General features: G+C 70.9%; 24 protein-coding genes and 1 pseudogene. 11 read left to right on the forward strand and 14 right to left on the reverse strand.

The annotated features are described in order from the left end of the window. Positions 1 to 231: 231 nt before the first annotated feature. The 4 genes from A3IC_RS0104330 to A3IC_RS0104345 all read right to left on the reverse strand — a co-directional run bounded on the left by A3IC_RS0104330 (position 232) and on the right by A3IC_RS0104345 (position 3,168). A complete protein-coding gene (locus A3IC_RS0104330; RefSeq protein WP_063744795.1) occupies positions 232 to 1,107 on the reverse strand; it encodes a transporter substrate-binding domain-containing protein in 876 nt (291 codons plus the stop codon). A gap of 11 nt (positions 1,108 to 1,118) precedes the next feature. After that, positions 1,119 to 1,835: a hypothetical protein gene (locus A3IC_RS52425; protein WP_020548841.1), complete on the reverse strand. Its 717-nt coding sequence runs from the start codon at positions 1,833 to 1,835 to the stop codon at positions 1,119 to 1,121. Further along, positions 1,832 to 2,275 carry a hypothetical protein gene (locus A3IC_RS69645; RefSeq protein WP_020548842.1) on the reverse strand — a complete coding sequence of 148 codons (444 nt, stop codon included), beginning with the start codon at positions 2,273 to 2,275 and terminating at the stop codon, positions 1,832 to 1,834. Before A3IC_RS69645 ends, A3IC_RS52425 begins: the two co-directional genes overlap by 4 nt. A 554-nt stretch (positions 2,276 to 2,829) precedes the next feature. Further along, positions 2,830 to 3,168, reverse strand: coding sequence for a cyclic-phosphate processing receiver domain-containing protein (locus tag A3IC_RS0104345; RefSeq protein ID WP_020548843.1), 339 nt, complete (start codon positions 3,166 to 3,168; stop codon positions 2,830 to 2,832). A 448-nt stretch (positions 3,169 to 3,616) separates the two neighbouring features. Here A3IC_RS0104345 and A3IC_RS0104350 point away from each other — a divergent pair, with 448 nt between their 5' ends. Together A3IC_RS0104350 and secD are read left to right on the forward strand one after the other, a co-directional pair. Then, positions 3,617 to 4,003 carry a hypothetical protein gene (locus A3IC_RS0104350; RefSeq protein WP_020548844.1) on the forward strand — a complete coding sequence of 129 codons (387 nt, stop codon included), beginning with the start codon at positions 3,617 to 3,619 and terminating at the stop codon, positions 4,001 to 4,003. Positions 4,004 to 4,056: 53 nt separating this feature from the next. Beyond that, positions 4,057 to 6,390, forward strand: a complete 2,334-nt coding sequence (gene secD, locus A3IC_RS52435) for a protein translocase subunit SecD (RefSeq protein WP_020548845.1) — start codon at positions 4,057 to 4,059, stop codon at positions 6,388 to 6,390. Between the two features lie 167 nt (positions 6,391 to 6,557). Here the strand turns inward: secD and A3IC_RS0104360 are convergent, their stop codons facing one another. Further along, positions 6,558 to 6,986: a nitronate monooxygenase gene (locus A3IC_RS0104360; protein WP_106668782.1), complete on the reverse strand. Its 429-nt coding sequence runs from the start codon at positions 6,984 to 6,986 to the stop codon at positions 6,558 to 6,560. After that, positions 6,926 to 7,138 (reverse strand): annotated as a pseudogene (locus A3IC_RS70595) (ROK family protein); the annotation flags it as partial. The pseudogene A3IC_RS70595 and the gene A3IC_RS0104360, both read right to left, overlap by 61 nt. Before the next feature lie 282 nt (positions 7,139 to 7,420). On the opposite strand from A3IC_RS70595, the gene A3IC_RS68285 reads away from it, so the two are divergent. From A3IC_RS68285 to A3IC_RS0104390, 6 genes are read left to right on the forward strand one after another with little or no spacing between them, the layout of a single operon-like run. Then, positions 7,421 to 7,561 carry a hypothetical protein gene (locus tag A3IC_RS68285; RefSeq protein ID WP_020548847.1) on the forward strand — a complete coding sequence of 47 codons (141 nt, stop codon included), beginning with the start codon at positions 7,421 to 7,423 and terminating at the stop codon, positions 7,559 to 7,561. Then, complete coding sequence (locus A3IC_RS0104370; RefSeq protein WP_020548848.1) at positions 7,558 to 8,577, forward strand: phosphotransferase family protein; 1,020 nt, start codon at positions 7,558 to 7,560, stop codon at positions 8,575 to 8,577. The genes A3IC_RS68285 and A3IC_RS0104370 overlap by 4 nt, the downstream gene beginning before the upstream one ends. Beyond that, a complete protein-coding gene (gene eno, locus A3IC_RS0104375; protein ID WP_020548849.1) occupies positions 8,571 to 9,854 on the forward strand; it encodes a phosphopyruvate hydratase in 1,284 nt (427 codons plus the stop codon). Before A3IC_RS0104370 ends, eno begins: the two co-directional genes overlap by 7 nt. Continuing rightward, a complete protein-coding gene (locus tag A3IC_RS0104380) occupies positions 9,851 to 10,588 on the forward strand; it encodes an SDR family NAD(P)-dependent oxidoreductase (protein WP_020548850.1) in 738 nt (245 codons plus the stop codon). Before eno ends, A3IC_RS0104380 begins: the two co-directional genes overlap by 4 nt. Positions 10,589 to 10,643: 55 nt before the next feature. After that, a complete protein-coding gene (locus A3IC_RS0104385) occupies positions 10,644 to 11,492 on the forward strand; it encodes a fumarylacetoacetate hydrolase family protein (RefSeq protein ID WP_020548851.1) in 849 nt (282 codons plus the stop codon). Continuing rightward, positions 11,489 to 12,523: a mannonate dehydratase gene (locus A3IC_RS0104390; RefSeq protein WP_020548852.1), complete on the forward strand. Its 1,035-nt coding sequence runs from the start codon at positions 11,489 to 11,491 to the stop codon at positions 12,521 to 12,523. Before A3IC_RS0104385 ends, A3IC_RS0104390 begins: the two co-directional genes overlap by 4 nt. A gap of 416 nt (positions 12,524 to 12,939) precedes the next feature. Here the strand turns inward: A3IC_RS0104390 and A3IC_RS52440 are convergent, their stop codons facing one another. The 3 genes from A3IC_RS52440 to A3IC_RS52445 all read right to left on the reverse strand — a co-directional run bounded on the left by A3IC_RS52440 (position 12,940) and on the right by A3IC_RS52445 (position 15,293). Further along, the gene (locus A3IC_RS52440) at positions 12,940 to 13,347 is read right to left on the reverse strand and encodes an ATP-binding protein (protein WP_020548853.1); all 408 of its coding nucleotides are present in this window, start codon (positions 13,345 to 13,347) and stop codon (positions 12,940 to 12,942) included. Positions 13,348 to 13,472: 125 nt separating this feature from the next. After that, the gene (locus A3IC_RS0104400; RefSeq protein ID WP_020548854.1) at positions 13,473 to 14,510 is read right to left on the reverse strand and encodes a mannonate dehydratase; all 1,038 of its coding nucleotides are present in this window, start codon (positions 14,508 to 14,510) and stop codon (positions 13,473 to 13,475) included. Between the two features lie 63 nt (positions 14,511 to 14,573). Beyond that, positions 14,574 to 15,293, reverse strand: coding sequence for a GntR family transcriptional regulator (locus A3IC_RS52445; protein ID WP_020548855.1), 720 nt, complete (start codon positions 15,291 to 15,293; stop codon positions 14,574 to 14,576). Positions 15,294 to 15,425: 132 nt separating this feature from the next. Between A3IC_RS52445 and A3IC_RS0104410 the strand changes: the two genes are divergently transcribed. From A3IC_RS0104410 to A3IC_RS0104420, 3 genes are read left to right on the forward strand one after another with little or no spacing between them, the layout of a single operon-like run. Beyond that, positions 15,426 to 16,253 carry an ATP-binding cassette domain-containing protein gene (locus A3IC_RS0104410; protein ID WP_052173195.1) on the forward strand — a complete coding sequence of 276 codons (828 nt, stop codon included), beginning with the start codon at positions 15,426 to 15,428 and terminating at the stop codon, positions 16,251 to 16,253. Next, positions 16,243 to 17,304 (forward strand): ABC transporter permease, encoded by a 1,062-nt coding sequence (locus A3IC_RS0104415; RefSeq protein WP_020548857.1) that lies wholly within the window; start codon positions 16,243 to 16,245, stop codon positions 17,302 to 17,304. Before A3IC_RS0104410 ends, A3IC_RS0104415 begins: the two co-directional genes overlap by 11 nt. Before the next feature lie 58 nt (positions 17,305 to 17,362). Next, positions 17,363 to 18,382: a substrate-binding domain-containing protein gene (locus A3IC_RS0104420; RefSeq protein WP_020548858.1), complete on the forward strand. Its 1,020-nt coding sequence runs from the start codon at positions 17,363 to 17,365 to the stop codon at positions 18,380 to 18,382. Positions 18,383 to 18,433: 51 nt separating this feature from the next. On the opposite strand, the gene A3IC_RS0104425 is transcribed toward A3IC_RS0104420, so the two are convergent. The 5 genes from A3IC_RS0104425 to A3IC_RS0104440 form a co-directional block, all read right to left on the reverse strand. After that, positions 18,434 to 18,823: a hypothetical protein gene (locus A3IC_RS0104425; protein WP_026217877.1), complete on the reverse strand. Its 390-nt coding sequence runs from the start codon at positions 18,821 to 18,823 to the stop codon at positions 18,434 to 18,436. Continuing rightward, a complete protein-coding gene (locus A3IC_RS68290) occupies positions 18,820 to 19,029 on the reverse strand; it encodes a twin-arginine translocation signal domain-containing protein (RefSeq protein ID WP_158695800.1) in 210 nt (69 codons plus the stop codon). Before A3IC_RS68290 ends, A3IC_RS0104425 begins: the two co-directional genes overlap by 4 nt. Positions 19,030 to 19,138: 109 nt before the next feature. Next, entirely contained in the window at positions 19,139 to 20,161 is a 1,023-nt protein-coding gene (locus A3IC_RS0104430) for a sugar kinase (RefSeq protein WP_020548861.1), read from the reverse strand. A gap of 62 nt (positions 20,162 to 20,223) precedes the next feature. Next, a complete protein-coding gene (locus A3IC_RS0104435; RefSeq protein ID WP_020548862.1) occupies positions 20,224 to 21,174 on the reverse strand; it encodes a DUF4432 family protein in 951 nt (316 codons plus the stop codon). Between the two features lie 6 nt (positions 21,175 to 21,180). Then, positions 21,181 to 22,044: an SMP-30/gluconolactonase/LRE family protein gene (locus A3IC_RS0104440; RefSeq protein WP_020548863.1), complete on the reverse strand. Its 864-nt coding sequence runs from the start codon at positions 22,042 to 22,044 to the stop codon at positions 21,181 to 21,183. Between the last annotated feature and the right edge of the window lie 2 nt (positions 22,045 to 22,046).

Here is a 22,046-nt window from a genome sequence, read left to right on the forward strand (position 1 = left end):
CCGGGCCGCGGACGGTTCGTCTTGGGCTCGGGTGCGAACGTGCGGTCCCTTCCGCCTACTTCTTGATCTCGTACCGCACGAGTACCACACCGTTTCGACGTCGGGCAGGCCCTCGGCGCGGGCCTCGTTCTTCTGCGGGGTGAGCACGGGAGGTCGAGTTTGCGCAGTCGGGTCGTCGAGATCGACGAGGTATCCCGTCAGCCACCGCCGCGCGGCGCGAGTCCCTCGTGCTCACGAGCCGGCTCGGTCCCGGCAGGACCGGGCGTCGATGGCCGCCGCACTCGGTTTGTAGTGGCTGACCCAGTCTCTGTCGTGTGCGGGTATTCGCGGCAGGGAGACCTCGATGTCCGCGATCCAGGTGCTGCTTTCCACGTAGTGCTTCACGATCTGCTTCAGGCGTTCGCAGTCCCGGCGGTGCCCTTTCGGGATGCCGATGCCGTAGTGCTGCGGGGCCCCGATGGTCAGATCGGGGACCACGCGCAGCGCCGCGGCGGCGTTCACGTCCTCGAAGCCGTACAGGATGGTCTGATCCGTGGAGAACGCGAACACCCGACCCGCCTTGAGCTCGGTCAGACACTCCGCGGCGCTGGCCTGCGTCACCACGTCCACGTGGGCGCTGTTCAGTTGCGCGAGGGCGTCTCCGGACGTGGTTCCCGCCCACGTGCACACCCTTTGGCCGTTCAGATCCGACAGGAGTCTGACGTTGGCGCCGCCCGGTCCGACGAGGAATCCCTGGCGGGTGGTGAGGTAGGGGCCGACGAAGTCGATGTCCTTCATGCGGTCGGCGGTGATGGAGAAGGATCCGATCACCATGTCCACTTTTCCGGCGACGAGCCTGGGTACGCGGTCCGCCGAGGAGATCTCGGTCGGGGAGATCGACGTGATCCCCAACTCCGCGTCGATCCTTTGCTCGAGCAGGTAGTCGGTGCCCGATCGCACGTAGGTGTTCGACAGGTAGGACACGCCCGGAAGGTCGTTGTGCATGCCGACCGAGATCGTGGTCTTGTCGAGGAACCTCGGTTGCGGGTGGTTCGACGAGCACCCGGCGAGGATCACCGCCACCAGGCCCAGGACCGAGGCCCTGTATCGAGGCGTTCCGTTTCCCATCCGTCCCCCCCTCAGTCGTGCAGCACCGCGGTCGCCACGGACACGTTCATCAGGCATCCCTTTTCGGTGTGGACCGTCACCGTCGCCTCGACGTCACCGCGGGGCCCGCCCAGTGCGAGGTCGACCCCTTCACCCCCGGAAAAGCCCTCGGCCGCACCGCGCTTGCCCCCGCCGGACACCGCCACGCCCAGCGTCGTCTCCGGCGTGCAGGACTGGGCCCCCGGCTCCGCGTCCTCGACCGCGAGGGTCAGCCGCAGTCGGGTACGCCGCGGCGCGTCGTCGATCACGAGCTTGATCCGCGCGCCGTCGGACACCGGGACCCGGGGCGCGACCGCGACCCGGCCGGTGACGTCGACCTCCCCGTGGGAACGCAGGTGTTCCGTCCACACGAGAGCGGCCACCACGCAGGTCAGGGAGACCACCGTGATCGCCGCCCGGCCACGCTCGGACCCCACGATCGCCAGCGCGCGCGACCCGGCGACCAGGACGGCCGTGCCCGCCAGGATGTACGTCCCCGTGAACTGGCCCTGTGGCCCTCCGGGATTGCGGATCAAAACCGCCGCCGCCAACGCCATCACCAGACAAAACGGCGGCAGGCTCCACTTCTTGGCGTCACCGGCGAAGACGCTGACGATGACGTCGCCCACCACGTGGGCGACGGCGACCGCCCCCCGGCCCCGGGCCTCGGCCCGGTAGCGACTCGGGACGTCGTCGGGGGGCGCGCTCATGTGCCTTGGGCCGGTCCGGGGCGGTAGCCGCCGTGGACGTCGCCCTCGACCCGCTCGATCGCGATCGCGCCGGGACCGTAGGCGTGCGCGCCACCGCCTCGGCCCGCCCGCAGACGTGATGCCCTCTCGATGCTCGCGGCCAGGGCCGGTGCGCCGAGGTCGCGGCCTTCGAGCCAGGTCCCGATCGCCAGCTCAAGGGTCTCCCGGTCGCGTTCGCTCAGGCCCGCGATGGCCCGCGTCGCCGCCTCGAAACCGGCCGGCACCCGCTCGGCGCCACCGGCGCGTCCGGGCACCAGCCGACCCAGGAAGGCACGACCGCGCGCGACGGCTCCGTCGGCGATCTGTTGCTGGGTCGACGCGAGCACCTGGATACCCATCGCGGCCGCCGCCGCGCTCACGTACGGGACGATCTCGGCTGCAGCCGCCGCCAGTTCCGACATCGGGCACTCCGTATCTCGTATCGAAGGCGAATAGCCATCGCGAATCGGGAAGCGCCGCGAACCCTCCCGCGGGCACGCTTCGCGCACTGGTGTCGAGCGTGATTCCCCACCGGTTCGAGCATCCCCACCGTCCGCACACGTCGGTGACGACCTTCGTCCACCACGTGTCGACCCGAACGTGAACCGTGTCATCGAGTCTGGCGCATCGCGCAACCTTCCGCTCGACAACGACGAAAGACCCCCACTCCGAGGCGACTCCGACGTCCGCGCGCCCCCTTCGGGTCGGTCGACCAGCGGTTCGGGCAGGGCGAGTTCGCACGGCTGCGGGTGTCGTGCGTCGCCGAAGTACGCCGGGATCGCGCCCGCGACCTCGCGCACCGCACGAGTTGGCGAGGTGAATCCCGATCGCCCGCACGGCGCGTTCCACCGTTTCGCACGACAAGTAGTCGATGCCACCACGAGCATCCGGTAACGAGGAACAGCCTGTCTCGCGGTCTCACGACGTGTCGAAGGCCGGGATGCCAACCCCGGCATGCCAACCCCGGCTCGGATTCCTACGCCGTTGCCCGCCGAACCCGGTAGTTCCAGCGTGTGAGGGACCGGACGACGGTCTCGGCGCCGATGGGGTTGGCACTGTGAACGAAGATCGTTCCGATGCGGAAGGGCCGTCCGTTGAAGGCGGCTTCTTCCATGAGGGTCACCACCGGCAGGATGTCGTCGTCGCCGCCGAGATCGTGGTCGAGCCAGAGTTCGTCGATGAAGCGGTCGCGGTGCTCTCGCAGGAGCCGGATACCTTCGCCGCTGGTGCGGGCGATCCGCGTGGCCCTGGGTAGCGGTCGCAGGTCGTCGATGCCGAGGATGACGGGCGGCGGTACGGGAGCGTCTGCTTGCACCCGGCCATCATCACAGGAGAGCGGCCGCAGGAAGCGCCGAAGGCAGCGGGTGAGGCATCACGAGCAGGTTGCAAAACGCGGTGGCGAGGCAGGATGGTCACCCTGGCGGCGACCCCGAGACGGTGGGAGTCGGGCGGAAGACGGCCGGGTCCTTCCGGTCGTTGGTCGGCGAGACCGGTGGTGGTGGCAGCGCCGGGGCCGGGATCCCACCGTGAGCCGCCCTCCCGGCGGTGCGAATACGGGACGGGAACTCGGGACGGTCGGCCGGGCGTTGCGGCTGTGAACCGGTTCGTGCCCCACATCGGCGTGGGAACGACGGGACCGAGGAGGCGCGATGACCCGGCGACACGTCGCCGTTCGTCGTCCTCTCGTCGGCTCCGCCGGCTCACGCCGCCACCGCCCGAATGCCCCCGCTAGCCGGGGCTTCGGGGGCGGCGGATGGCTCGGGGTGTTGCTCGCGATCGTCCTCGCGCTGCTCGGGGCGGTGGCTTCCCCCGCGTCCGCGCGCGCGGTCGCCGCACCCGATCCCGACCGCGGCTCGATCTCCGCGCACACCGCCGCCGATCCGGGGCACGTGCGCGACGTCGCCGACGAGGCGACCCGTGACGTGCGACGCGGCCCGCCGGCACCGTACGCCGCCCGGGAGTCGTCCGACGAGCGGCACCACCTCCACCACCCCCACGACACGGGGCTCGCCGGCCACGCCGTCGCACTCCTGCCGCCCGCACGGCACCAAACCTCCGCGCTCGCCACCGACGCCAATCCTTCGCTCCCCCGTTTCGCGCTCCCGCCGGGTCGCGCTCCACCGTCTCCCCGGGCTCCAGACCGTCCCTGAGTCCGATCGCCGCGCGCCGACCACCGGCGGCGGTGTATCCGTGGAGACCATCCTTGCCACGTGCCACCAAGGTGCGGGCGTTGTTCGCCCTCGCCATCCTCGCCATGTCCACCTACATCGCCGCGACCGTGCCGCCGCGCCTCGGCCTCGACCTGCGCGGCGGCACCCAAATCGTCCTGGAGACCCGCGACTCGCCCACCGCGAAAGCCGACCGCGACGCCACCGATCGAACCCTGGAGGTGCTGCGTCGTCGCGTCGACGCGCTCGGCGTCGCCGAACCCGACCTGGTCCGCTCGGGTGACCGACGGATCATCGTCGAACTGCCCGGTGTGCAGGAGCCGCGCCGGGCAGCCGAGGTACTCGGCAGGACCGCACAACTCACCTTTCATCCCGTTCTCGGGGTCGTCGACGCGGCCGGTGCCACGACCTCACCCGACGCCGAGGGACGACAGGTACTGCCGGACGAGTCCGGCCGGATGCTGAGGTTGGACACGACGCGGATGACCGGAGCCGACGTCGACAAGGCCGAGGCACTCCTGGATCCGGCCGGCGGCGGTTGGCACGTCACGCTCGACCTGCGCGGTCGGGGCGAACGGGCCTGGGCCCAACTCACCGGGGACGCCGCGTGCGCGCCTCCGGGAGCGCCCGCGCGGCGCGTGGCGATCGCCCTGGACGGCAAGGTCGTCTCGTCGCCCCAGGTCGACCCGTCGGTGCGCTGCGGCACCGGAATCCTCGGCGGTTCCACCCGCATCACCGGCGACTTCGACAAACGCGAGGCCCGCGAGTTGGCGCTGCTGATCAACGGCGGCGCGCTGCCGGTGCCGGTCGAGACGGTCGAACACCGCACCGTGGGCCCCACGCTGGGCGAGCAGGCCATCGAGGCCGGCACATGGGCGGCGATCATCGGCGCCGCGGCCACCGCACTGTTCATCGCGTGTGCGTATCGCCTGCTCGGCGTACTCGCCGCAGTGGCCCTGGTGGGCTACGGGCTGATCGCGTACGCCGCCCTGGTCGGCCTGGGCGCCACCCTCACACTGCCCGGACTCGCCGGATTCGTGCTGGCCGTCGGCATGGCGATCGACGCCAACGTACTGGTGTTCGAACGAGCCCGTGAGGAATACCTCGCCCGGAGCGCGCCGACCCTGCGTCCGTCGCTGACCCGGGGCTTTCGCAACGCGTTCGGCGCCGTCGCGGACTCCAACGTCACCACCCTGATCGCCGCCGGCCTGCTGTTCTTCCTGGCCACCGGCCCGGTACGCGGATTCGGGGTGACGCTGGGCATCGGCGTGCTCGCGTCGATGGTCAGCGCGCTGGTGGTCACCCGGGTCCTGGCCGAGTTCGCCGTGAGCCGGGCGGCGGTGCGACGCCGGCCCCGGATCAGCGGCATCGCGCACGCGGGCCGAGTGCGCGAGTGGCTGGCCCGACGCGATCCGCACCTCATGCGGTATCGCCGCCGCATGGTGGCCGTATCCGGCGTGTTCGCGCTGGGCCTGGCGGTGTCCGGCGTGGCGGTACGCGGCGTCGACTTCGGCGTGGAGTTCACCGGTGGCCGGCTCGTGGAGTATTCGACCACGCAGGCGGTCGATCCGGACCGGGCCCGGGCGGCACTCGCCGACGCCGGATTCCCCAAGGCCGTCGTGCATGCCTCGGGGGATCGCGAACTCACCGTACGCACGGGAAAGCCGACCGAGGCCGAGGAGGCGCGGATCACCGCGGCGGTCGTCGAACTCGGCCGCGGAGCGGAGAAGGTGCGCGACGAGTTCGTCGGTCCGAGCCTCGGGCAGGAGTTGCGGCTCAAGGCCACGATCGCCCTCGGGGTGGCGCTCGCCGCCCAGACGGCGTACCTCGCGGTGCGGTTCCGCTGGACCTTCGGGGTGGCCGCGGTCGTTGCCATGGCGCACGACGTGCTGATCGTGGTGGGCGCCTTCGCGTGGCTGGGGCGCACCGTCGACGCGGTGTTCCTGGCCGCGCTGCTCACCGTGATCGGCTACTCGGTCAACGACTCCGTCGTCGTCTTCGACCGGATCCGCGAACTGCGCCGCACACCCGCGCAGGGCAACCGCTCCCTTGCCCGGATCACCGACACGGCGGTGATCCAGACCCTGCCGCGCACCGTCAACACCGGTTCCGGCGCGTTGTTCGTCCTGGTCGCGCTGGCGGTGTTGGGCGGCGACTCACTGGCCGACTTCGCGCTGGCATTGCTGATCGGCGTCGTGGTCGGCACCGGCTCCACGGTGAGTGTCGCCGCCCCTGTCGCGGTCGCGTTGGAGTCGCGTGCGATGCGTCCGCCGCCACGTGCGGCCCGATCCCGAACCTCGTCCGAGCACGACGGCCACGGTGTGCGCCGTCCCGGCCGCGCGCCCCGCGACAACGGAGCACGCGTCTGATCGCACCCCCTCCCCCACCGACACGCCGACGGATCCCGCGAACAGGCCCGGACATTGCCGCCGGACCGGTTCGCGGCCGACGAGTAGGGTGCCCGCCGCCTTGGAGACCTGCGGGGCGGCGGGCCGACGGGATCGGTGGTACCGACGGCGGTGGACGAAACCGCGGTTCAGCGCGCCGGGAGCGCCCGGCGGAAACTCGTGGTGAGCCAGGACGGCACCGTGATCGCGGTGCCGACGACGACCGCGTGAGCGCCCGCTGTGATGGCGGCGGCCGCGTCGGCGGGGCGGTGATAGCGGCCCTCGGCGATCACCGGGAGGGACACTTGGGCGGCCACCGCCGCGACCAGGGCCAGGTCCGGGCCCGCGGTGCGTGCGCGGTCGGCGGTGTGGCCCGCGAGCGTGGTCGCCACCGCGTCCGCGCCGGCGTGCTCCGCGTTCCGGGCCTCGGCCTCGGTGGCCACGTCTGCCAGGACCAGCGCGCCGGCATCGGGTACCGCGCGCACCGCGTCGGCGAACGTGCCGCCGTCCGGGCGGGCTCGCCGATGGCCGGTCCCGAGGCGACCGCCTCCACGTGCCCGGGCCGCCCGCAGGCGCAGGACCGGGCGCTCACCGGGCGGGCCACGCTCAGGTGGCCCACCTCGCCCGCCGTTCCGCGCGCGCCGCGCACGATGCGGCCGTCAAGGGCGAGGGCGCCGCCGACGCCGGTGCCGACCGATACGTACAGAACCGCGGTGTGGCCGGCCGCCACGTGCTTGCATACAAGAACGCCAGTATGCAAGGATATCAATGTGAAACCAGATCGAACCCTCGCAGTGCAGGCCCTGCGCGCGCCGCCGCTGGAGCAGGAGCGCTGCCGTCGGATTCACGATCGAACGGATCCTTCGCCGGCGACGAGGCGCTCCGCAGGGAGTTCTGCGCGCCGAGCGACCACCACCCGGCCCGGCAGGTGATCCACAGCCGCTGAAGATGCGCTTCGGCCGGTTGCGTCGGCTCGGCCTGCCAGACCCGAACACCGTGCGGGAACCGATCGGTGAAACACACGGCCATCGTCGACGCGCTGGAGCCCGGTGACGCCTCGGGCCGCCGGGCGCACATCCGCCGCCATGCCCGCCGCGTCCTGGACCACGGCCCGCAGCAGCGAGCCCAACACCCGGAGTACTTCAGCGAATGAGCACCGTCTACGACCCCCACGACGCGCCCACGCGCGACCCCGTCGCATACCTGTACCGGAAGGCCCTGCTCCAACCGCCGCAGGTGGTCCCCCTGTCCGGCGGTGTCTCCGGGGAGACATTGCTCGTGGAGGCCGCGCCTGCGCGCCTGGTGCTCAAGCGGGCGCTGAGCCGGCTGCTGGTGGCGGGAGACTGGACGGCCAAGCCCGAACGGGCCATGACCGAGGCCGCCGCACTGGAACTCCTACACGGCCTGACCCCGGAATACACGCCGCAACTGGTTCACGCCGACCGGGAGCAGCACACGATCGTGATGACCGCCGCGCCGGCCGACTGGCTCCCCTGGAAGACCGTCCTGCTCGGCGAGGAACCCGACCCTACGCACGGCACCGCTGCGACGGCGGAGGTGCTCGGCACCGTGCTCGGCACCTGGCAGGACCGCACTTGGGAGGCCCCGCAGGTGGCCGCTCGATTCGACGACTACGAGGCGCTGGATCAACTGCGCCTGAGCCCCTATCACGGCGCGGTCGCCGCCGCCCACCCCCAGGTCGCCGAGCGCGTCGTCGACCTGTCCGCCGAGCTGCGCAGCCGGCGCGACTGCCTGGTCCACGGTGACTTCTCCCCGAAGAACGTCCTGGTCGGTCCGGACGGGCTGATGGTGATCGACTTCGAGGTCGCCCACGCCGGCGCAGCCGTCTTCGACCTTGCCTTCCTCCAGTGCCACCTCGCCCTGAAGGCGATGCACCTGCCGCACCGGGCGCCGGAGTTCGCCGCCGCCGCGGAGCATTTCCTGCACGCGCATCGGGCCGTTCTCACCTCCGGGCGGCGGCCACCGGTGGAGCGGACCGGCTGGCACACCGCCTGCCTGCTGCTCGCCCGGGTCGATGGCCTGTCGCCCGCCGGATACCTCCGCCCGGCGACCGCCGCAGCGGTACGAGCCCTGGCCCTCGACCTGCTCCGGGCGGACGACCCGGCGATCGAGGAGGTCTGGGCGAAGATCATGGAGAGCGCATGCTGATCACGAAAGTGGACTCCTGGGAGGCCCTCGACTCTCGGGGGCGGCCCACGGTCGCCGCACGAGTCGCCCTGGAGGGCGGTGCCCAGGGCATCGCCCTGGTGCCCTCCGGCGCCTCGGCAGGCTCCCACGAGGCACTGGAATTGCGGGACGGTGGCAGCCGATACGGTGGACGCGGCGTCCGCACGGCCGTCGGCCACGTCACCGACACGCTCGCGCCGCTGGTTACAGGTCTGACACCCGCCCAGGTGGACGCGGCACTGCGTGCGGCCGATCGCTCCCCCTCCTTCGCCGTCGTGGGGGCCAACGCCGTCCTGTCCGTATCCCTCGCCGCCCAGCGCGCCGCCGCTGCCGCCCACGGCACCTCGCTCGCCCGCTATTTGGCCGCCGACGCCGGGCCCCTGCTGCTGCCCATGCCCATGGTCAACATCCTCTCCGGCGGAGCCCACGCCGGCCGGATGCTCGACGTCCAGGACTTCCTGGTCGTCCCGGTGGGTGCGACGAGCTTTGCCCAGGCCGTCGAATGGGCGGTCGCGGTCCGCGAAGCGGCCACCCGGCTGGCGCTGGCGGCCGGCCACGCCCAAGCGGTGCTCGTGGCCGACGAGGGCGGGCTGGGCCTTCCTCTGGCAACCAACCGTGCCGCGCTCGACCTGCTCACCGAGGCGATCCGAGCGGCCGGTTTCGCGCCCGGAACGGACATCGCGATCGCGATCGACGTGGCCGCCACGCAGTTCTTCCACGACGGCCGCTACCGATTGGCCCGCGAGCAGCGGGAATTGACGGCGACAGGTTTGATCGCCGAGATCGCCCGGTGGTGCGACCACTACCCGGTGGTCTCGGTCGAGGACGCCCTTGCCGAGGACGACTGGGAGGGCTGGCAGGAAGCCACCGCCGTACTCGGCGAGCGCGTCGAGCTTGTCGGCGACGACCTGTTCGTCACCTCCGCCGAGCGGCTGCAGCGCGGCATCACCGACGGCATCGCCAACTCCGTGCTGGTCAAGGTGAACCAGAACGGGCTGGTCGGCAGTTCCCGCTCGGTCGTGGAACTGGCCCGCACCGCGGGATACCGGACCGTGGTCTCCGCCCGCTCCGGAGAGACCGAGGACAGCTGGCTCGCCGATCTCGCCGTCGGCTGGCGTGCCGGGCAGATCAAGGTCGGCTCGACCCACCGGTCCGAGCGCACCGCCAAGTGGAACCGCCTGCTGGAACTGGAAGCAACCGAGGACACCGTCTTCGCCGGCCCGTGGCCGGACGGACGACCGAGGAAGGACGCAGCATGAGCACGCGATTCGACGGACGCACCGTTGTCGTCACCGGGGCCGGCTCCGGTATCGGCCGCGAGATGGCTCGCCGGTTCCACGCCGAAGGCGCCCGCGTCTACGCTGCCGACCTCGCCCCCGGCGATGTTCCGGAGGGCACCACGCCACTGCGCGTCGACGTCACCGACGCCGATTCGGTCTCGGCCGCCCTGGCAGCGGCCGTGCACGAGACCGGTCGGATCGACGTGCTCTGCAATAACGCCGGTGCGTCCTCCACCACCGACCCGGTCGCCTGTTCGGTCGAGGAGTGGGACCGGGTCTTCGCGGTCAACGCCCGCGGCGTCTTCCTCGGCACCAGATTCGCGCTGCCCACCATGCTGGCGCAGCGCTACGGGGTCATCGTCAACACCGCGTCGGTCGCCGGACTCGTCGGACTCAAGGACCGCGCCGCCTACTGCGCCAGCAAGGGCGCGGTCATCGCTTTCACCAGGCAGGTCGCCGTGCAGTACGCGGGCACCGGCGTGCGCTGCAACTCGATCTGTCCCGGCACCGTCGACTCGCCCTGGGTCGGGCGCCTGGTGGCCGCTGCCGACGACCCGGAGCAGGCCCTGGCGGGCCTGGTCGCCCGTCAGCCCATGGGGCGCCTGGGACGACCCGACGAGATCGCCGAGGCCGCCCTCTACCTGGCGTCCGACGCCGCGGCGTTCATCACCGGCACCGAACTCGTGCTGGACGGTGGCCTGCTGGCCGGCTGACCGTGCTCGCCCGCAATCCCCACCGCACCGCCAAACCCCGTACAAGGAGCTTCACATGCGATTGATGCGCGTCGGCGCCCCCGGCTCCGAGATACCCGTCGTCCTCGCCCCGGACGGTGAGTACCTCGACCTGCGCCGGCTGACCCCCGACATCGACGGCGCCTTCCTGGCCGGCGACGGCCCGGCCCGGGTCCGCGCGGCGATCGCCGCGGGCACCCTTCCGCCCGTCCGGGCCGGGATGCGCGTCGGCGCTCCCATTGCCCGACCGGGTGTGGTGCTGTGCATCGGCATGAACTACGCCGCGCACGCCGCCGAGACCGGATCCGCTCCGCCGCCGCACCCGGTCATGTTCTACAAGGCACCCAACACCGTAGTCGGCCCCTACGACGAGATTTTGTTGCCCCGCGGATCGAGCAGGACGGACTGGGAGGTCGAACTCGCCGTCGTCATCGGCCGCCGAGCCCGCTACCTGGACTCACCCGAGCAGGCCCTCGACCACATCGCCGGCTACGCCGTCTCCAACGACCTGTCCGAACGCGAGTTCCAGCTGGAGACCAGCGGGGGCCAGTGGTCCAAGGGCAAGAGCTGCGAGAGCTTCAACCCGCTCGGCCCCTGGCTCGTCACGCCCGACGAGGTGCCCGACCCCCAGGCCCTGGGGCTGCGCTCCCGGGTCAACGGCGAACCTCGGCAGGACTCCACGACCGCCGACATGATCTTCGGCGTCGCCACCTTGATCCACCAGCTCAGTCAGGTCACCGTGCTCGAACCCGGCGACCTCGTCAACACCGGCACCCCGGAGGGCGTGGCGGCCTCCGGCCGGTTCCCCTACCTCAGCGAAGGCGATGTCGTCGAGGTCGAGATCGATGGCCTCGGCCGACAGAGCCAGAAGGCGGTGCGGGCGTGACGATCCGGCTCTCCCTGGGTCACATCGACGTCTACGACGACCGAACGGCCACCTTCGCCCGCCAACTCGGTCTGACCAGCGTGCAGTTCCACACCCCGAACCTGCTCCCGGGCGAGCAGGGGTTCTGGAGCCCGGAGGAGCTGCGGGCGTTGCGCGAACGCTGTGACGGCGATGGTTTGACCATCGAGGGGCTGGAGAACATCCCCTTCGCCCATTTTTGGAAGATCCAGCGCGGGCTCCCCGGTCGCGACGAGCAGATCGACAATTACCGCAGAACCATCCGCAACATGGCGGCGGTCGGTATCGATCTGCTCGGCTACAACTGGCTCCCCACCTACGTCTGGCGCACCGACATGGGGGCCGTCGGCCGGGGTGGCGCCAGGGTGACCGCCTTCGACCTCGCCGATGTGGGCGCCGGAAATGCCCTCGCGTTGTACCGGCTCTCGCCGGCAGCACCGCTCGAAGAGCCCCTTACGACCGAGCAGATGTGGGCCAATCATCAGTACTTCCTCGACGCGGTCCTACCCGTCGCCGAAGAGGTGGGCGTGCGCCTCGCACTGCACCCCGACGACCCGCCGATCGACGTGCCCCTCGGCGGCGCCGCCCGGATCTTCACCTCGCCCGGCTCCCTCGCGGCCGCCCGCGCGCAGGCCAAGGAGAGCCCCGCGTGGGGCGTGAACTTCTGCCTCGGCACGGTGTCCGAGATGGGTGGCGAGGATGCGGTCAACGAGGTGATCGATACCCTCGGGCCCGTCGGGGCGATCTTCTACGCCCATTTCCGCGACGTCCAGGGCACGGTCCCCGCCTTCCGTGAATGCTTCCTCGGCGAGGGCAACTACCACCCGGCCCGGGTGATCCGCCGCCTCCACGACGTGGGCTTCGACGGCTTCCTGATCGACGACCACGTGCCGGCCGTGATCGGTGACCGCGACACCTGGATGGACATCTCCTCCGAGGCATACTGCAGTCGCGGGCGTGCCCATGCCATCGGCTACCTCCAGGGTGTCCTCAACGCGCTTGACCTCGGCTGAGCGGCACCACACAGGCGGCGCGGGGGCGAAAAGGGAACTCCGGCTCCACCCGTCGTCGCCGACGGGCGGAGCCGGCACCGTGAGCGGCCGCCAATCCGGCTGACGTCCGGCCGATTCAGGCCGTGAGGTGCACGGCGACGCGCCGGGGCCGCCATCCCGTGCCGACACGCGCTGGCCGCCGTGGTCGAGGCCGCCGACGCGGGGCGGCTGCCGGAGGTGCAGGTCGCGACCGGCATGCAGAGGCGGCATCGGGAGGCAGACCCGCTCCCCGGCCGGTGCCGCTCCTGTTGTGCGGCGCGTAGTCCGTGGGTGACCCATACGGGGGCGATCGGGAGCCTACCCGGATACTCGACCAGGCCGCCGACTTCCTCGCCGAGGTGCAGGTCCGCGGTCGACTGCGTGGTTCCCCCGGAGTCTCAGGTGCCGCAACCGCGGGAGGGAAGCGCCACGCGCGCCGTGACCCGTGTGCCGTGGGAGCTGCGGTCGAACGTCACGCTGTCCGCGTACGCGCTGACGAGGAGCAGTCCGCGTCCGAAGGTCGCGATCTCGCCGGGTCGATCGGGTAGACGAGGTGTGGAGTGCCATCGTCCGGAATCACGGACGCTTGCCACGATCTCCGAGTCGCGCGCGGTGACGATCACGGCCACATCGCAACTGCCGCTGTGGCGCACGGCATTGGTCACGAGTTCGGTCACGATGAGACCGAGTGCCTCGCGCGCCTCGTCGGGGATCCCCCATTGCCGTGCCACACCGACGGTGAAGTGCCGCATCGTCGTCACGGACTCGCGGGCGGCGGTCGTGTGGCACGCGGCGGTCCTCGCCATCCCCGCGAGGGTGGCGGGCCGAATGTCGGTACGAGGGGTGCCTGTGGCGATCATCTGAGGCTCCGGGATCGCTTGGTGCGGTGTGGATGAGCGTGTTCGGGGCATGACAAACGTCTCCGGTCTCCTCAGGCCCCGAGGTCCAGGGCGTCGAGGACGCCTTGGAGGTATCCGATGACATGGGCACGCCCACGGCTGCAGTACGCCTGCGACGAGACGTCCCCCCACGTGCCGGCGTCGCCGATCATGGCGGGCACATGGTCGTCGATGACGAACCCGTCGAAGCCGACGTCGTGAAGGCGGCGGATGACGCGAGCCGGATCGAGGTTCCCCTCGCCCAGGAAGCACTCCCGGAAGGCCGGGACCGTGCCCTGCACGTCGCGGAAGTGGATGTAGACGATGGATCCGGAAGGCCCGAGGGCGTCGATGGCCTCGTCGACCGCCTCCTGCCCGCCCATTTCCGAGACGGTCCCGAGACACAGGTCGACTCCCCAGGCCGGGCTCTCGTTCGCCTGTGCGCGGGCCGCCACCAGCGACGCGGGCGAGGTGAAGATGCGGGCCGCCCCGCCGAGTGGGTCGTCGACGGGCGGGTCGTCCGGGTGGAGCGCGAGACGGACCCCGACTTCCTCGGCGACCGGCAGGACGGCGTCCAGGAAGTACTGGTGGTTGGCCCACATCTGCTCGGCGGAGATGGGCTCCGCAAGCGGCTCGGAGGGCGAAAGGCGGTGGGACGCGAGGGCGTTCCCGGCGGGCGTGTCCGCGAGGTCGAAGGCTGTGACCTCGGCACCGCCCCGGCCGGGCTCCGCCATGGCCGTGCGCCAGACGAAGGTGGGCTGGAAGTTGTAGCCCAGGACGTCGATGCCCGCCGCGGCCATGTTCCGGATCGTGGTGCGGAAGTTGTCGATCTCCTCCTCGCGTCCTGGGGCGCCGCGCTGGACCTTGCGAAAGTGCCGCATCGGCACGTTCTCCAGCCCGTCGATCGCGAGACCGTCGGCGTCGCAGCGCTCACGTAGCGCGCGCAGTTCCTCCAAGCTCCAGTACCCGGCGCTCCCCCGCAGCAGGTTGGGGGTGTGGAACTGGACGCCCTTCAGGCCGAGCTGATGCGCGAAGGCGGCGGTCCGGTCGTCGTACTCGTCGACGTGGCCGAGTGAGATTCGTATGGTCACGTCGATACTCCTTCCGGCCCTGGCACGGGCGAGGCGGGGATGTGCCCGCGGCCCGCCCGAACGTCATTCGGTGAAATAGCCGGGGTATTGCGCCTGCAGGGCGGGGCCGTTGTCGAGCGCCCGCCGTGCATGTCGTCGGATGTGGGCTCGCCCGCCGAGGACGTCGCCGGCCTCCAGAGCGTCGACGATGGCCGTGTGTTCCTCGATCAGGCCCAACACGGTGTCCGGGTCGGGAAGTGACAACCGCCGCAGCCGGTCCAGGTGCATCTTCATCGGCTGCATGATCTGCCAGGCCCCCGGATATCCGCTGATGTTGAAGATCCGGGCGTGCAGAGCCTCGTCTGCGGCGAAGAATGCGTCGAGGTCGTGGACCTCGACGTAGCGCCGCTGCTCGGCCAGGATGGCACGCAAGCCGCTGATGTCACGCTCCGGCTTCTCGCAGGCCGTCGCGAAAGCCGCCGACTCGAGGTTCTCGCGCACGAAGCGCGCCTGCTCCACGTCGTGCAGACGGATCAGCTCGACCCGGGTCCCGACCTGGGGGACGACGGAAACGAGTCCGGTCTCGACCAGGCGGGCGATCGCCTCACGCAGCGGGGTGCGGCTGACGTGCAACTGCTCGGCCAGGTCGGTCTCGGACAGTGACGCTCCGGGCGGGAGCCGCACATTGCGGATCGCCGAGGCGAGCTCCTCGTAGACGCGGTCCGAAGTTCGCTGACGCGGCCGGGACCGGCCTACCGAGGCCAAGGCACCGGCGTTCACCGTGGGGGTTCGTTCGTTCTTCATGAGACCATCCTTGCATGCTGGTCGACTTGTATGCAAGGATTCCGAAAGAGCATAAAACGACCGATTTATCCTCGAGTGCGGAGTATCCGAGTCACTGACCCGGAGAGACCCAGGAGAGGGGAACTCGTACCGATGCATGTGTCGCACACGACCCCTGATCGCGCGGACCCCCGGCCGAGCCACCCCGTACTGTCGGCCGTCGGCGTCTCGAAGCGGTTCGGCCACGTGACAGCGCTGACGGACGTCTCACTGGAGGTCGCGCCCGGCGAAGTCGTCGCCCTCATGGGCGACAACGGCGCGGGGAAGTCCACCCTGGTGAAGATCCTTTCGGGAGTCCTCGCGCCGGACGGCGGCGAGCTGCGGATCCGCGGGGTGCATGTTCGCTTCTCGTCACCCCTGGACGCCCGCGCGGCCGGCATCGAGACGGTCTACCAGGACCTCGCCCTGGCCGACGACCTGTCAGCTCCGGCGAACCTGTTCCTCGGACGCGAGCACCGCAAGCCCGGACTGCTGGGGAGGCTCGGCGTCCTCGACGTCAAGCGCATGCAGACCGAGGCCGAGAAGCACCTGCGCACGCTCGGCGCCCGGGTGCCGGACTACCGCGCCCCGGTCCGAATGTTCTCCGGAGGTCAGCGCCAGAGCGTGGCGATCGCCCGGGCGGGGATCTGGGCCAGGGAACTGGTCATCATGGACGAGCCGACGGCCGCCCTCGGGCTGGTGCAGACCGAACAGGTCGCACAGCTGATCAAGCGGACCCGGGACCNGGGCATCGCGGTCGTCGTCATCAGCCACAGCGTCCCGTTCGTCTTCGATGTCGCCGACCGGATCATTGTCCTCCGACTGGGTTCGACCGCGGCCACCCTGTCTCCCGCCGACACCACCCACGACGACATCGTCGCCGCCATCACCGGGGCCGTGGCGACGAACCCGACCACTCCCGGGGAACGTCATGACCCCTGACCTCACAACGGACCGCCCGGCGGCCACGCCGCGGGACGCGGGTGCGAACCGCAGCGAACAGGCCCGTCGTGTGTCGACCGTACTCACCGGGAACTGGGTGTTCCTGGCGCTGGTGTTCCTTATGGCGTTCTTCGCCATCAAGGCCGGCAGCCCGTTCCTCAACACCGACAACTTCCGCAACATCCTGTTCAACGCCTCCGGCACCATGCTGCTCGCCGTCGGCACGGCCTACCTGATCATCGGCGGCCAACTCGACCTGTCCATCGGCTCCGTACTCGTCTTCAGCCAGGTGATCGGAGCCAAGACGATCGTGGCCCTCGGCGGCCCGGCGGCGTCCGGGTACCCCCACGCCACCATCGCGATCATCGTGGGCATGGCAGCGAGCATCGTCGTCGGTGCCGCGTGGGGCCTGCTCAACGGCGTCCTGGTGACACGACTGAAGATCCCGTCGTTCATCATCACGCTCGGCACGCTCGGTATGGCGCTGGGGCTCGCCCAGGTCATCACCAAGGGCACCGACGTGACCGGGCTGCCACCGCAGATGGTGACGGGCCTCGGCATGCGGCAGGTGTTCGGCCTGCCCCTGCCCGCCTGGATCGCAGCCGCCGTCGCCCTGGTCGCCGGACTCGTGCTCGCGAAGACCGGGTTCGGACGCCACACCTACGCGATCGGCTCCAACACCGAGGCGGCCCGCCGCAGCGGCATCAAGGTGGCGAGACACCAGATCACGCTGTTCATGATGATGGGCGCCCTCGCCGGCCTGGCCGGCGTGCTCGACGTCGCCCGCTACACGACCACGCAAGTAAGCGGCCACGGCAGCGACAACCTCGTCGCCATCGCGGCGGTCGTCATCGGTGGAGCGAGCCTCTTCGGCGGACGCGGCACGATGTTCGGGGCCGCGGTGGGCGTCATGATCCCCGCGGTACTCAACAACGGCCTGGTGATCATCAACGTCCAGCCGTTCTGGCAGACGGTCGCCATCGGCGCGATCCTCATCGTCGCGGTCGCGATCGACGACATCAAACGACGACAGCGCCTACACACGCGCTGACACCGCGGCGCCCGGCAGTCCTCCGCCCCGCAAACCGCTCATCGGATCATCGGAGCACATGATGAACTCCACAACCCTGCGGACCTCCCTGGTGGCGGCCGCAGCAAGCCTTGCCCTCGTCCTGTCGGCCTGCTCGTCCGGCCACAGCGGCGACCCCCCGAACCCCGGCGCCGCCACGGGGGGCGCCGGCACCTCCGCCTCGGGTAAGCACCACACGATCGCGTTCGTCCCCGGGTGCACGTGCGACCCGTACTACTCGACGGAGACGGCCGGATTCCAGGCCGCAGCGAAGGCGGCGGGAGCCACGGCAATCGTGCAGGGGCCGGCGAACTTCCAGGCGTCGGAGCAGATTCCGGTGCTCCAGGCCGTCGTCCAAAAGAAGCCCGACGCGATCGTCATCGACCCGACCGACGCCACCGCGCTCGCCGCGCCCATCGAAGCGGCGATCGCGCGGGGCATCCCCGTCATGACCACCGGCAACAACGCCAGAACGGACAAGATCTTCACAGCGATCGCAGCCGGCTCGGTCAAGGGCGGCCGGCTCGGCGGACAGGAGCTGATCAAGCAGGCGCCGCAGGGCGGCGACGTCGTGTTCGTGCACATCAAACCCGGCATCACCTCGATCGATGACCGCGACAAGGGCTTCAAGCAGGCGTTCGGCGGCCAGACCGCCTACAACGTGCTGCCCGAGCTGTACGCGAGCCAGGACTCCGCCACCCAGGCCGCCGGACTCGTTCAGGCGGCGATCTCCGCCCACCCCCGCCTCGTTGCCATCTTCGCGTCCAACGTGATCACGGCGGAAGGCGCGGCCAACGCGGTACGGGCGGCGGGCAAGGCCGGCAGGATCGCCGTCGTCGGCTACGACGCCTCCGCTCAGGAGGTCACCCACCTGCGGGCGGGGAACCTGACGGCGCTGGTGTCGCAGAACCCCTACACCATCGGTCAGCTCGCGGTGCAGAACACCGTGAAGTACCTCGACGGGGACCGCTCGATCCCCAAGGACCAGCCCCTCGACCCGGTGATCGTCACCAAGGACAACCTCAACGACCCGGCGATCCAGAACACGCTGTACAAGTAGCCGAGGCGGCCACGGGCTGCCGCCCCGATCGAGGTCGGCGGCCCGCCGGGGTCACTCCGCGGTGATGGACAGCCCGGTCGAAGAGCTGGTGATGGTGTGCCCGACGCCCTTGAACATCACTCCGGACAGGGTTCCGTTGAAGCCACGTGACACGGTGGCGTCCTGTAATGCCGTCTTCGAACCGTTCGGGGTGTAGCCGAACAGGTCGCTGATGATGACGTCGGCGAATTTGCCTCCGCAGATGCAGTAGTAGGTCATGACCAGCTCTGCGGGGACCCCGACGGCCGGGACGGTCGAGGCGGCCCCGAAGACCAGCGCCCTCCCGAATCCGGTCTTGCCCGTCGACCAGGTCGTGGCGTCGCCGGTCGGGATCGCCGTCCCGGTGGTCGCCTCGGTGGTCGACGAGCCGGTGCCCTCGTCGAAGGGAAGGCGCAGGGTCATGGCTTGACGCCACCCCGGAAGTTGCTGATGGCGGGCAGGTGCCGGAGAGTCGACGGCGCCGGCCAGTCGCTGGTCAGCGCATCCAGCGCCGGGACGCTTCCGGGAGCCGCGTTGGCCGGTGCGGCCGGAAGCAGCGGCGCGGCGAATGCGCCAACCGCCAGGGCTGACGACCACTTGAGAAACGTGCGACGACTTGCTTCGCTCATTCCAAGGACTCCTATGGGTCGGTTGCAAGGGACAGGGGCGTGGTCCTGGTCCGGTGCTCCCTGGTCGGCTTGTCGTGGTGCGCGTGCGGACCTCGGTCGGGCCGTGTGCTCAGAACAGGGCGGGTGAGTGGATTCCGGCGGCGGCGACTCGGGTCGCGGCCCATTGGTCGGGGGAGGCGGCGAGCAGAGCGGCGGTGAGTTCGGGGGATTGTGGGACGCCGTGGTCGCCGTGGCTGGTGAGGGCGGTGGCGGCGGTGATGTGGCCCAGGCGCAGGCGGGAGCGCTGGTCCAGGCCGCGCAGGGTCGCGGCGAGGTAGCCGGCGGCGAACGCGTCGCCGGCGCCGGTGGGTTCGACGACCTCGACGAGGAGCGCGGGTTCACTGACGGTGGTGCCGTCCGCGTTCAGCGCGGTGACGTGGTGCTCGGAGTTCTTGACGACCACGGTCGCGGGGGCGGGGAACGCTGCCCGGATGGCGGCATCGCTGCCGAGGCCGAAGGCGGCTTCGGCCTCGTCGGCTCCGAGGAAGAGCAGGTCGGCGGCGTTGCCGAGTTCGAGCAGGACGGCCGGGTCGCGGTCGCGCCACAGGGCGGGTCGCCAGTTGAGGTCGAAGCTGACGGTGCGGCCGGGGCGGGGGGCGGTGAGCAGGGCCCGGATCAGGCCGAGGCAACTGTCGGAGAGTGCGGGGGTGATGCCCGACAGGTGCAGTAGTCGGGCGCCGGAAACGACCCGGTTGAACACGGGGTTGGTGAAGATGTCGGGGCCGAGGGCGGAGGCGGCGGAGCCGGTGCGGTAGTAGCGCATCCGGCTGTGCGGGTGGGTTTCCTTGAGGTAGAGGCCGGTCGGACGCAGGGGATCGACGGTGACGGCCGAGACATCGACCCCGCGTGCGGTGAGTTCGCTGGTGATGCGTCGGCCGAAGGCGTCGTCGCCGACGCGACTGATCCAGGCGGTGGTGATCCCGTGCCCGGCGAGGCCGCAGGCGACATTGGACTCGGCGCCGCCCACGCCGACCAAGAACTGTTCGACGGACTCGGTGGGGCCGGGGTGTCCGGGCAATAGGACGGCCATGGTCTCGCCGAGGCACACTGCTTGCGGGTTGGGAGCTGCCGGATCGGCGCCGGCGTAGATCATGGGCGTTGGTCCTTCGGTTCGGCCCGGTGCCGGGGGCGTCCGCGTGCGGGCGGCCGCCGGCTTCAGGGGAGGTCTGTGATGCTCAGGGTGATGTCGCTGGTCCAGGTGGTACCGGCCGGCAGGAGCGGTGGCCGGCCGCGGACGGGGCAGGCCGGGGAAGGGTCGCCGGGCAGGATGTTGGCGGGTTCGATGGCGACCACGTAGGCGCGGCGGTACCAGGGGAAGCCGCTGCTCGCGTGGCATTCCTGCCAGAGCCAGGCATGGGGGAACACGGTGGTGTCCCATTCGAGCCGGATGCCGAAGCCGGCGGTGGGGCTGTCGATGGTGTACCGGCCGGCGTCGAGGTCGGTGAGGCAGGCGAAGACGGACCGCCTGCTCCCGGGCCCGGGAACCTGCCGGAGATCGACCGTGCCGCCGTCGGCGGTGGGGACGAGCGGGAAGGTGGCCCGGGTGTCCGGCGGCAGGGTGTTGCCCGGCTGTTCGGCGTCGGTGAGCACGGTGCGGGCGGGGGTGCTGATGGTGCAGTGCTCGTCGATGAACGGCGCACCGAATCCCGGGTGTTGGACCCACATGACGGGGACGGGTTCCTCGGCGGTGTTGTGGACGGTGTCGCGCACGCGTAGGGCTGGGCCGTCGAGGTGCAGGGTGCGCGTGAGCCGTAGGGGGGCGGTGATCAGCTCGGTGACCAGCTGGGCCCGGGAGTCGTCGGCGTCGCCCACGGACCAGGACACGGTCGCCGCCTCGCCGTGGTAGCCGTGGCGGACACCGTCGACGGTGCGTTCGTGGCCGGCATTGGGGACGAGTTGTTGCCAGCCGCCGCCGTACCGGGCGAGCCAGTCGACCCGGCTGTCGCCGGTGACGGGTGCGCCCGCGAGGTCGCGGCGTCCCCATGGGGCGCGGAAGAGGATGTCGATGCCGGTGGCGCGTTCGGTGATCGAGGTGATGTCGGCGCCCTTGTCGGGACGGACCTCCACCGAGAGCCGGTCGTTGTGCAACCACAGGGAGGACGTCATCGCCGGTCAGCCTCCGAACCGGGCGACGGGCAGGCCCCGTACGCCGAGGCCGCGGACGGCCAGGACGGAGCCTGCGGGGCCGACAGGGTGGGGTCCGAGGCCCTCTCGGGCGGTGGTGACGTACAGGACGTCGAGGTCGGGGCCGCCGAAGGCGCAGGACGAGGGCTGGGCGACGGGCAGCGGGACTTCGCCGAGGAGGCGGCCGTCGGGGGCGACGCGGACGAGTCGGCCGCCGCCCCACATGGCGATCCACAGGCAGCCTTCGGCGTCGATCGCCATCCCGTCGGGTGCCCCGCCGCCGGAGGAAAAGCGTGCGAGGGTGCGGCGGTTGCCGAGGGCGAGCCGGTCGGGCGGAAGGTCGAAGGCGCCGACCTCCCGGGCGGCGGTGTCGATCAGGTAGAAGGTATGGCCGTCCGGGCTCCAGCCGAGCCCGTTGGGCTGGGTCAGGTCGTCGAGGACGTGATGGACCGTCCAGTCGGTGTCCAGGACGTGCAGAGCACCGCGCGCGGGGGCCAAGTCCAGGTCGCAGCTGCCGGCCCACAGTCGCCCGGCCGGGTCGCACTTGGCGTCGTTCATCCGGCGGCCGGGTGGCAGGACGGTACGGCGGGTGGTCCGGATGCCGTCGCGGCGGATGTCCATGAAGCCTTCAGCGGTGGCCGCGACGAATCCGCCGGAGCGTTTCGGGACGGCAGCGCCGACGAGGGTCGGCAGGATGGTGGTACGCGGGTGCGGCCGGGTGGGGTCGGCCGTGTGGATGGCGCCGTCGAGGATGTCCACCCAGGTCAGCTCGCTGGTGGCGGCGTCCCAGAACGGCCCCTCGCCCACCCTGGCGGTGCCCGGGACGGCGACGGTGATGTCGATGGCCAACATCG

The sequence above is a fragment of the Embleya scabrispora DSM 41855 genome, assembly GCF_000372745.1.
GTDB classification, from domain to species: domain Bacteria; phylum Actinomycetota; class Actinomycetes; order Streptomycetales; family Streptomycetaceae; genus Embleya; species Embleya scabrispora.

What these genes read in the sequence shown, in the direction of transcription:
- A3IC_RS0104330 (WP_063744795.1), bottom strand. Translation starts at nt 1,107, where the DNA reads ATGGGAAACGGAACGCCTCGATACAGGGCCTCGGTCCTGGGCCTGGTG.
- A3IC_RS52425 (WP_020548841.1), bottom strand. Translation starts at nt 1,835, where the DNA reads ATGAGCGCGCCCCCCGACGACGTCCCGAGTCGCTACCGGGCCGAGGCC.
- A3IC_RS69645 (WP_020548842.1), bottom strand. Translation starts at nt 2,275, where the DNA reads ATGTCGGAACTGGCGGCGGCTGCAGCCGAGATCGTCCCGTACGTGAGC.
- A3IC_RS0104370 (WP_020548848.1), top strand. Translation starts at nt 7,558, where the DNA reads ATGAGCACCGTCTACGACCCCCACGACGCGCCCACGCGCGACCCCGTC.
- eno (WP_020548849.1), top strand. Translation starts at nt 8,571, where the DNA reads ATGCTGATCACGAAAGTGGACTCCTGGGAGGCCCTCGACTCTCGGGGG.
- A3IC_RS0104380 (WP_020548850.1), top strand. Translation starts at nt 9,851, where the DNA reads ATGAGCACGCGATTCGACGGACGCACCGTTGTCGTCACCGGGGCCGGC.
- A3IC_RS0104385 (WP_020548851.1), top strand. Translation starts at nt 10,644, where the DNA reads ATGCGATTGATGCGCGTCGGCGCCCCCGGCTCCGAGATACCCGTCGTC.
- A3IC_RS52440 (WP_020548853.1), bottom strand. Translation starts at nt 13,347, where the DNA reads ATGGCGAGGACCGCCGCGTGCCACACGACCGCCGCCCGCGAGTCCGTG.
- A3IC_RS52445 (WP_020548855.1), bottom strand. Translation starts at nt 15,293, where the DNA reads ATGAAGAACGAACGAACCCCCACGGTGAACGCCGGTGCCTTGGCCTCG.
- A3IC_RS0104415 (WP_020548857.1), top strand. Translation starts at nt 16,243, where the DNA reads ATGACCCCTGACCTCACAACGGACCGCCCGGCGGCCACGCCGCGGGAC.
- A3IC_RS0104420 (WP_020548858.1), top strand. Translation starts at nt 17,363, where the DNA reads ATGATGAACTCCACAACCCTGCGGACCTCCCTGGTGGCGGCCGCAGCA.
- A3IC_RS0104425 (WP_026217877.1), bottom strand. Translation starts at nt 18,823, where the DNA reads ATGACCCTGCGCCTTCCCTTCGACGAGGGCACCGGCTCGTCGACCACC.
- A3IC_RS68290 (WP_158695800.1), bottom strand. Translation starts at nt 19,029, where the DNA reads ATGAGCGAAGCAAGTCGTCGCACGTTTCTCAAGTGGTCGTCAGCCCTG.
- A3IC_RS0104430 (WP_020548861.1), bottom strand. Translation starts at nt 20,161, where the DNA reads ATGATCTACGCCGGCGCCGATCCGGCAGCTCCCAACCCGCAAGCAGTG.
- A3IC_RS0104435 (WP_020548862.1), bottom strand. Translation starts at nt 21,174, where the DNA reads ATGACGTCCTCCCTGTGGTTGCACAACGACCGGCTCTCGGTGGAGGTC.
- A3IC_RS0104440 (WP_020548863.1), bottom strand. Translation starts at nt 22,044, where the DNA reads ATGTTGGCCATCGACATCACCGTCGCCGTCCCGGGCACCGCCAGGGTG.